The organism is Nesterenkonia sp. AN1 (assembly GCF_000582475.1).
Classification (GTDB): domain Bacteria; phylum Actinomycetota; class Actinomycetes; order Actinomycetales; family Micrococcaceae; genus Nesterenkonia; species Nesterenkonia aurantiaca.
In genome coordinates this window covers 133,365-141,333 of sequence record NZ_JEMO01000025.1, presented here as the reverse complement: position 1 = coordinate 141,333, position 7,969 = coordinate 133,365, and the positions used below count along the sequence as shown (strand labels likewise).

At 69.7% G+C, this 7,969-nt stretch carries 9 protein-coding genes; 3 read left to right on the top strand and 6 right to left on the bottom strand.

What is annotated here, in order from left to right; genetic code table 11:
- Positions 1 to 89: 89 nt before the first annotated feature.
- The 6 genes from BG28_RS16570 to BG28_RS13415 form a co-directional block, all read right to left on the bottom strand.
- The gene (locus BG28_RS16570; RefSeq protein WP_304412468.1) at positions 90 to 605 is read right to left on the bottom strand and encodes an NAD(P)/FAD-dependent oxidoreductase; all 516 of its coding nucleotides are present in this window, start codon (positions 603 to 605) and stop codon (positions 90 to 92) included.
- Entirely contained in the window at positions 509 to 1,417 is a 909-nt protein-coding gene (locus BG28_RS16565) for an FAD-dependent monooxygenase (RefSeq protein WP_084479753.1), read from the bottom strand. The genes BG28_RS16570 and BG28_RS16565 overlap by 97 nt, the downstream gene beginning before the upstream one ends.
- Positions 1,410 to 2,144, bottom strand: coding sequence for a methyltransferase domain-containing protein (locus BG28_RS13435; protein ID WP_036477808.1), 735 nt, complete (start codon positions 2,142 to 2,144; stop codon positions 1,410 to 1,412). Before BG28_RS13435 ends, BG28_RS16565 begins: the two co-directional genes overlap by 8 nt.
- A gap of 3 nt (positions 2,145 to 2,147) precedes the next feature.
- A complete protein-coding gene (locus BG28_RS13430; RefSeq protein ID WP_036477805.1) occupies positions 2,148 to 3,230 on the bottom strand; it encodes a type III polyketide synthase in 1,083 nt (360 codons plus the stop codon).
- A gap of 177 nt (positions 3,231 to 3,407) precedes the next feature.
- Positions 3,408 to 3,959: a DinB family protein gene (locus BG28_RS13425; protein WP_051501482.1), complete on the bottom strand. Its 552-nt coding sequence runs from the start codon at positions 3,957 to 3,959 to the stop codon at positions 3,408 to 3,410.
- 346 nt (positions 3,960 to 4,305) lie between these two features.
- Positions 4,306 to 4,992, bottom strand: a complete 687-nt coding sequence (locus BG28_RS13415) for an alpha/beta fold hydrolase (RefSeq protein ID WP_051501481.1) — start codon at positions 4,990 to 4,992, stop codon at positions 4,306 to 4,308.
- Between the two features lie 288 nt (positions 4,993 to 5,280).
- Between BG28_RS13415 and BG28_RS13410 the strand changes: the two genes are divergently transcribed.
- The 3 genes from BG28_RS13410 to phnE are packed head-to-tail and all read left to right on the top strand — an operon-like array spanning position 5,281 to position 7,936.
- Entirely contained in the window at positions 5,281 to 6,255 is a 975-nt protein-coding gene (locus BG28_RS13410) for a PhnD/SsuA/transferrin family substrate-binding protein (RefSeq protein WP_084479752.1), read from the top strand.
- Positions 6,255 to 7,073, top strand: coding sequence for a phosphonate ABC transporter ATP-binding protein (gene phnC / locus BG28_RS13405; protein ID WP_084479751.1), 819 nt, complete (start codon positions 6,255 to 6,257; stop codon positions 7,071 to 7,073). The genes BG28_RS13410 and phnC overlap by 1 nt, the downstream gene beginning before the upstream one ends.
- A complete protein-coding gene (phnE, locus tag BG28_RS13400) occupies positions 7,073 to 7,936 on the top strand; it encodes a phosphonate ABC transporter, permease protein PhnE (protein ID WP_200869356.1) in 864 nt (287 codons plus the stop codon). Before phnC ends, phnE begins: the two co-directional genes overlap by 1 nt.
- Positions 7,937 to 7,969 lie beyond the last annotated feature (33 nt).

The window sequence follows — 7,969 nt, the reverse complement described above, 5'->3', positions numbered from 1 at the left end:
GCTCTGCGGCGGGATCGCGGTGACCGCCGGTGCCGCCGGGTGGCAGCCGGAACAGGTCCCGGCAGTCTCCTGGGTGTTCTTCGTCCTGGTCAGCGCGGTGGCGCTGCTGGCGCTGGGCCTGGCGATCCGGGCCCGGCCTGGGCGGGTGCTCTTCCGGCTGGTGATGTTGGCGGCGCTGCTGCTCGCTGCGCAGCTGGTGGTCGCCGGAGGCTCCCTGGCCGGCTGAGGCTCAAGCTTCGGCGTCGAGGCCCATGGCGTAGGCGTGGGCGAAGAGCCGGCCGGTGCCTGGACCGAGCATCAGCCGCACTCCGTTCCGGCGGGCGGAGTCCCTCGCCGGTGAAAGCGGCCGGCCGAGCCGGGTGTTCAGCGCCGCCAGCTGGGCGGCTCGGCGGGCTGAGCGCAGTCCGGGTGCGCTCCCAGTGCCGCAGCTGCGCCTCCGGTGCGGTGCCGGTGCGGACCCAGTCGGTGAGCAGCGGGGCCAGGGTCGCGGCGTCGAGCAGACCCAGGTTCATCCCCTGGCCGCCGATCGGGCTGACCTCATGGGCGGCGTCTCCGATGACCAGCAGCCGGTGACGGCGCAGCGCCGGGGCGACGAACCGGCGCACCCCGAAGCCGCTGACCGCTCCGGTGAGCGGCTGACCGTGGGCGGCGAGGGTGCGTGCCATCCGGTCACGCTGAGCGGCCGGGTCCTGGAATGCCGGGTCTGGATTGAGGGGGCTTGGGAGGCTGGATGCCCGAAGGCGGCCCCGGAGTCCCAGGCGACGAACCGGCGTCGTCCCCCGGGAAGCGGGAAAGACTCCAGCACTCCGGAGGACTCGAGGTGGACCACGGCGGTGCGCGCGTCCTGCCGGGCCGGCATCTGCGTCCCCGGGCCCTGGTCATCCGGCGCGTCGGCGTCGGTCATCAGATACCGGTCCGGGTAGCTGTGCCCCAGCGCGGACCGGTAGACCAGCTCGCGGGAGCGCGGGCCTCCGGCCAGCACCACCAGCGGGGCCCGGTGGGTTCCGAAGCTGGTGTCGAGCTCGACGTGGTCAGACTCGGGGCGCAGCGCGCTGACGCCGATGCCGCGCTGCGGAGCCGGGGCGTGAAGGGCGAGCGCGGCCTCGGTGCCGGACTGGGGCAGCGTCGCGACGAAGGGGAACCGGGTGCTGAGCTGATCAAAGCGCACAACGCCGAGCAGCTTCCCCTGCGCACGGGCTTCACCACGGGTCACCCGCACCGCCTGCTCCAGCAGCCGCGCGGTCAGCCCGGAGTCCTCCAGGGCGGCGAGCACCGGGGCGTGGATCCCGATGGCACGGCTGTCTGCGCTGCCGTGTTCGCGCTGTTCCAGGATCTCCACATCCACCCCGGCGCGGCGCAGCAGGCCGCCCAGCAGCAGTCCCACCGGGCCGGCGCCGATCACCAGCACCTCAGCCATGGCCGGGCGCTTCCGCGATCAGCCGGAACGGCGCGGGGGAGGTCACGGTCCACCCTTCAGCCAGGGCGGTGGCGAGCTCCTCGGGCTGGTAGCTGCGCCGGATCGAGCGGAGCCCGTCGGTGCGCAGGAAGGTTCCCGGCGCCAGCGGGGTGATCCCGACGGCGAAGAGCCCATAGGCGAGCCGACCTCGGGCGATGTCGCTGTGCAGCACGGTGCCGGTGCAGAGCTGCCGGGAGGATTCGGTGAAGTCGAGCAGGCCGGGGGCGTCCAGGTGGTGGAGCACATGGTTGGACAGCACGACGTCGAAGCTTTCGCCCTGCTCCAGCAGGGCACCGGCATCGGCGCAGAGGAACCTGACCCGGGGAGGCTGTCGATCGCCGATGCGGGGCTTCCGGTCGTTCTGAGTCTTCTGGGCGGCCTCGTGGGCACGCGGATCGGGATCTGCCCCGGTCCACTCCACGGGCAGCCCGTCGCGGGCGGCCAGCTGCGCGAGGCGGGTGACCACATCCCCGCCTCCGGAGCCCAGATCCAGCACCCGGGCGGGCCGCTCCAGGTCCAGCAGCGCCGGGCGCAGCCGGGTCCGGTAGACCTGGTCCCAGCCGGAGATCAGCCGGTTGACCAGGTGGAAGCGCCGCAGGGTGGCGTCCAGGCGCACCGGGTCGCAGTCGGGATCATCCATGAGCTCGCGCAGCTGCTCATCGCGGACGGAGAGGTTGACCGGCCTCACGGGTCACCGAGTCTTGTGCAGCAGGGCGGATTCCACCGTCAGCCCGGGCCCGAAGGCCAGTGCGGCGATGCGGCCGCTGACCGTGGGGTCGGCGAGGAGCTGGCGCAGGATGAACAGGATGGTCGCGCTGGACATGTTGCCGTGATCGCGCAGCACCGCACGGGAGGCGTCCAGGGCGGTGGGCTCAAGCTGAAGTCCCGCCTCCACCCGGTCCAGGACGCTGCGGCCTCCCGGATGGACCGCCCACCGGGCGGGCGCAGGCTGATCACCGAGGAAGCGGTCGACGGCGGCGCGGATCTCCCGGCCGATGATCCTCGGCACCTCGGCGGAGAGCCGCATGTTGAACCCGTGGTCCCCGATGGTCCAGACCATGTCCGATTCACCCTCGTTGGTCAGGGCGGTGCCGAACCGCTCCAGGGTGATCCCCCCGGGGGTGCCGAGGTTCTCGTCGGCGGTGACCACCGCCGCGGCGGCGCCGTCGGCGAAGACCGAGGCGGCGACGATCTGTTCGGCGTCCGAGGCGTCGCGGATATGCAGCGAGCACAGCTCCACGCAGGCCACCAGCACAACGGCCTCGGGCTGCGCGGCGGTGATCTGGGAGGCGGTGCGCAGCGCCGGAAGCGCTGCCGCGCAGCCCATGAATCCCAGGTGGCTGCGTTCCACGGTCGGCGGCAGGCCAAGATCACGGATCAGCCGGAAGTCCAGGCCCGGAGCGAAGAATCCGGTGCAGGAGACGGTCACGACGTGGGTCACCTGGCTCGGTGACAGTGCCGCCTCGGTCAGGGCGCGGCGCCCGGCCTCTGTTGCCAGTTCCGGGGCGCTCTGCCGGTAGAGCTCGTTGCGGGTCCCGGTGGTGGGCGAGAGCAGCGTGGCGCCCTCACCGACGAAGACCCCGTCCGGGGTGCCGCCCAGACCCGTGAGCACCGAGTGCCTGGTCTCAATGCCGGCGGCGTCGAAGGCGGCTCCGATGAGCCGGCGGGTCAACCGGGTGGCGTCGGGCTGGTCCGCGAAGAAGGCGCGCAGATCTTGCTGGGGCACCGAGGTCGCCGGAAGTGCCGTGCCGATGGAGAGGATGCGCGCTGGCATGTCACCACTAAACCATGGTCACGAGCCTCTCCGCCGCAGAGGTTGCGCAGAAGCCCAGGAAGTCACGAAGAACATCTGCCGAAGAGAGGCGCCGGGCAGGGGATGGGGCCGCGACCTCAGCGACCGGGCGGGGGGAGGTGCCCGCGGTCCACCCGGCGCCGCCGTGTGGAGGAGGACTCACCGGGGCTGTTCGGCCTGATCCTCCTGGACCACGGGTTCCTCGAACGCGGCAGGATCCATCCCGATGATGTAGGCGGCCTGAGCGATATGCGCCACTGCGTCCAGCGAGATGCTGATAAGCCGCGCCGCCCGGGTCACCGGCGGGTCCCACTGGGGATCGATGATCTGCTCCAAGTCCGCGTCGCCCAGCGAGTCCAGGTAGGACAGCTGGGCCTCGACGACGGCGCGCAGATGCTCCAGCAGCAGGTCCGGGTCACCGGCCCGGATCCGCCGCGCCTCGGCGCTGGTGTGGCCGAATCCCATCTCGTGGTCTGCCAGTTCCAGGCCGAACCGCTCCGCGAAGCCCTGCGCCGTCCACACCGTCTCCGCTCCGGAGAGCCCGGCGAGCTGCTCATCGATCTCTCGGGCGGAGTGCCAGAGCAGCCAGGCGATGGAGTTGTGGTGCTGCGGATGCGCGTTGAGCAGCTCGGGCGTCAGTGCTGGGCGCAGCGCCTGTGCCTCCTCGAGCGGGCGGCGCGCGATGTCTTGGAGAATCTCGATGCTGCTCATGGTGGTCACCTGTTCTTCGAGGGCGGGCGGGCTATCCGGCCAGGAGTGCGCGGACGTGTTCGGTGCGCACCCCCGGGTTGGCGAGGTCGTGGAGAGCCGCGGGTCTGTGGCCACCGGCGACGACGACGCTCATGACTGCTCCGCGAGGTCTGGGTGCCGTGGTGGTGCCGGCCTGAGGGTCAACCGCGCTGGGAGGTGATGGCTTCCCGGCGGCTCGGCATGCGGCTCGGCATGCCGCTGGGGATGCCGCTGGGGATGCCGCAGGGATGCCGGAGGGATGCCGGACGGGGCCTGACCGGGGCTCCGACCCGGGGCCCCGACCGGGTGCCCTGACCGGGGCTCGCGATCAGGCTCCGGGTCGGTCATCGAGAGCACCGATCGCGGCGGCGACGACCTCCGGGTCGGTGAGCATCGGCAGATGACTCGCGCGCACCTCGAAGGTCTCGGTGGGGTGCAACCGAGCCGCGAAGCGCCGCTGCAGGGTGCTGGGGATCTCGGCGTCCTCGGTGGTCACCACGTAGCCACGCGCCGGAAGTGCGGACAGGGCGGCTGGGTTCGCGGCGCGGCTGGTGAAGTACTCGCGCGGCTCGGGGGAGAAATCCGCCACGAGATGCTGCGTGGTGGTCTCACCGAGGCCTGTGCCGAGGCCGGTTCGGATCGCAGCCTCCGACGGCCTGGTCCCCGCCACCTGCATGACGAGGGGCAGGATCAACCGCTGCGGGAACGGCAGCGAGGAGACGAAGGAGGCGTCCGCCCGCGGGATGAGGGCGGCGATGGCGAGCACCCCGGTGATGCGGTCCGGCGCGGCGAGGCGGGCGAGCTCGGCGGCGACCACACCGCCGGAGGAATGCGCGACCAGCAGGAACCTCTCGACAGGGGCCGCCTCCAGGGCCGTTCGGGCGTAGTCGCTGACGGTCTCTCCGCTGCGCGGACGCGGAGCGACACGGGACGGTGCTTCCACGCGGGAGCGGACTGCGTCCCAGATCCAGGTGGGAAGTCCGGCGCCGGAGAGGAACAGCAGGGGAGTGGTCATGGGGTTGATGCTAGGAACCCGCGCTCGGCAGCGGAAGGGTCAGTCTGCCCCGGTCTCGCACATCTCGCGGGAGACCGCCGGTCGATAGGAGGGTTCCGGTCCGAGGCAGGGCCGACCCGGGAACGGCGCAGCGGCTGCCGCGGGATGAGGATTCGGTTCGCCGTGTGATCTGAGCAGTCCTTCAGGGATGTGGCCGGCTGTTCGATCCTCGTTCACCGACCAGCGGCATCCCGGTCATATCGGTACGTGAAGGTCGGGGCAGCCCATGCAAACACCGAAGGGATTCCCATGCCTGACCACTCCGCGCCGCGAATGACGTCCGCTGTCTCACTCCTCGCCCTCGCTGGGTTGGCTCTGGCTGCGTGTAGCAGCGAACCAGACGCCGCCGCTTCAGAACCATCCGGGGAGGGTCAGGAGGCATGCGGAACCGCGCCGCTGCGCTTCTCCGACACCGGAGTGGAGGGCCTGGAGGTCCTTCAGGTGGAGTTCGAAGACTTCCGGGCCGCCTTGGAGGAGGCAACAGAGCTGGAGATCGAATTCCAGCCGATGTCTTCGCGCACCGCTGCTGCCACCGCGCTGGAGTTCGACGACCTCGACGTGCTGCTGACCGGACCCGCGGAGTACGTGGTGCTCAAGCACGACGCCGACGCGCTGCCCATCGTGGGTGTCACCCGAGAGAACTACCAGGCCGCGATCTTCACCCGCACGGACTCCGACGCCGAATCCGTCGAGGACCTCGCCGGCGGGCAGATCATCACCAAGGAGGTCGGTTCCACCTCGGGGCACCTCGGCCCGCTGGAGATGCTCGACTCCGCCGGCCTTGACCCCACGGTGGGTGATGTTGAAGTCATTCCGCTCGCGGACACCCAGCTTGAAGCGTTCGCAGGGGGCGACGGCGACGCGCTGGGCAGCGGCATCTCCGACTTCGAAGAACTCCAGGACATGATGGGCGAAGACGAGGTCCAGATGCTCGAGGAAGGACCGGATCTTCCCAACGACCTGTTCGTCGCTCGCACCGGACTCGGCGAGGAGTGCTCCGACTACCTCAAGGCGTCCTTGCTGGAGAACCAGGAGGTGCTCCTGGAAGCCATCGTAGGGACCGGGGAGAACGACAAGTACATCGGCTCGGAGTTCGTCGACGCCCAGGATGGTGACTACGACCCAGTACGCCGGTCATTCGAGGCTGCCGGGTACTCCGACTACTCGCAGCTGCCTGACGAGAATGAACCAGCTGAAGCAGACGACGACGCCGAAGAAGACTGATGCGGGTGCGCGATGTCTCCGCACAACCTCCGGTCATTGACGTCTCCGGTCTCGCGAAGCGGTTTCCCAACGGCACCCAGGCGCTGACGGAGATCAACTTCCAGGTCAACGCCGGTGAGACGGTAGTGCTCCTCGGGGCGAACGGTTCAGGCAAGTCGACCCTGCAGAAGTGCCTGACCAAGCTGGTCGAACCCACGCACGGTTCGGTCCGGGTCCTCGACACCGAGATCACCACCGCCGGTACTCGCGAGATCACCGCACTGCGGCGCCAGGTCGGAGTGGTGTTCCAACGCATAAACCTGGTGCGAGAGCTTTCGGTGATGACCAACGTCATCCACGGATCGTTGGGCCGGGTGGGCAGCCCGCGGAACTGGTTCGCCGGGACCGCCCGCAAGGACCAGCGTGAGGAAGCCATGGAGGCCCTGGATCGCGTGGGACTGGCCCATGTGGCGCAGCGCCGGGCCGACGAACTCTCCGGCGGTCAGCAGCAACGTGTCGCCATCGCGCGGATGCTGATGCAGCAGCCCAAGGTGGTTCTCGCTGATGAGCCGGTGGCCGCACTGGACCCCAGGGCCGGGAGGTCGGTGATGGACCTTCTGTGGGAGATCACCGAGGAGCGAGGTCTGACGCTGCTCTGCACCTTGCACCAGTTGGAACTCGCCCGGGCCTACGGCCGCCGCGTGATCGCGCTTCGCGACGGAGCGATGGATATGGACACGGTGATGTCCAAGGTGGCGGATGAACAGTTCCAGGGGCTCTACACCACCGAGGACCAGGAAGAGTCTCCGTCTCACGTGACCTTTGAGGGAGCAGCGTGATGACGCATCCCAGCACCGAGGCGGCCATGCGGACACCCCCGGCGGCTGAAGGGCGACCCGCGGCTCCGCCTCGGAGCAAGCCTCCCCGCTGGTCCACCAGTGTGATCGTGGTGCTTCTCCTGGGGCTGGCGGTCAACGGACTGATCCGGATGGACATCTCGATCGAACGCCTGTTCCGGGCACCCGAGAACGTCTGGCGGTTCCTCTCCGGGGCGTTTCCGCCTGATGCGCAGCGGTTCCCCAACTTCGCCGAGGCGATGCTGGAGACCATCGAGATCGCGCTGATCGGCACCATCATCGGGGTGGTGCTCAGCGTGCCTGCTGCCCTTCTGGCCGCGCAGAACACCACCCCATGGAAGCCTTTGGCGCATGCGGTGCGGTTCGTGCTCACGTCGCTTCGTGCCATCCCCGATCTCGTCTGGGCCCTGATCTTCGTCATGGCCGTCGGCCTGGGCCCGCTGGCGGGAATCCTTGCGATCGCCGTGGACGTGATCGGCTTCGCCGGACGATTCTTCGCCGAGCGGATCGAGGAGGTCGAGCGTGGACCCATCGATGCGCTGCGCTCCACCGGGGCCAACGAGATCTCGATCGTGGTCGGGGCCGTCCTGCCAGCCTCGTTCGCCTCGTTCACCGCGACCAGCCTCTACTGTCTGGAGAAATCCATCCGCGGCGCCACCGTGCTGGGGATGGTCGGTGCTGGCGGCATCGGCGGTGAGCTGACCACAGCGTTCAGCCTGCGGCAATTCGACACAGCCTTCGCGATCATCCTGATGATCCTGGTCGTGGTGCTGCTCGCCGAGCAGCTCAGCGCCATGGTCCGGCGCAGGATGCTGGGAGCGGACCAGCTCACGCGCGCGGTCTGACCTGTCATCTCCAAGCGGGCGAGCGGGTTTCGG

What these genes read in the sequence shown, in the direction of transcription:
- BG28_RS13415 (WP_051501481.1), bottom strand. Translation starts at nt 4,992, where the DNA reads ATGACCACTCCCCTGCTGTTCCTCTCCGGCGCCGGACTTCCCACCTGG.
- phnC (WP_084479751.1), top strand. Translation starts at nt 6,255, where the DNA reads ATGCGGGTGCGCGATGTCTCCGCACAACCTCCGGTCATTGACGTCTCC.
- BG28_RS16565 (WP_084479753.1), bottom strand. Translation starts at nt 1,417, where the DNA reads ATGGCTGAGGTGCTGGTGATCGGCGCCGGCCCGGTGGGACTGCTGCTG.
- BG28_RS13430 (WP_036477805.1), bottom strand. Translation starts at nt 3,230, where the DNA reads ATGCCAGCGCGCATCCTCTCCATCGGCACGGCACTTCCGGCGACCTCG.
- phnE (WP_200869356.1), top strand. Translation starts at nt 7,073, where the DNA reads ATGACGCATCCCAGCACCGAGGCGGCCATGCGGACACCCCCGGCGGCT.
- BG28_RS13425 (WP_051501482.1), bottom strand. Translation starts at nt 3,959, where the DNA reads ATGAGCAGCATCGAGATTCTCCAAGACATCGCGCGCCGCCCGCTCGAG.
- BG28_RS13410 (WP_084479752.1), top strand. Translation starts at nt 5,281, where the DNA reads ATGCCTGACCACTCCGCGCCGCGAATGACGTCCGCTGTCTCACTCCTC.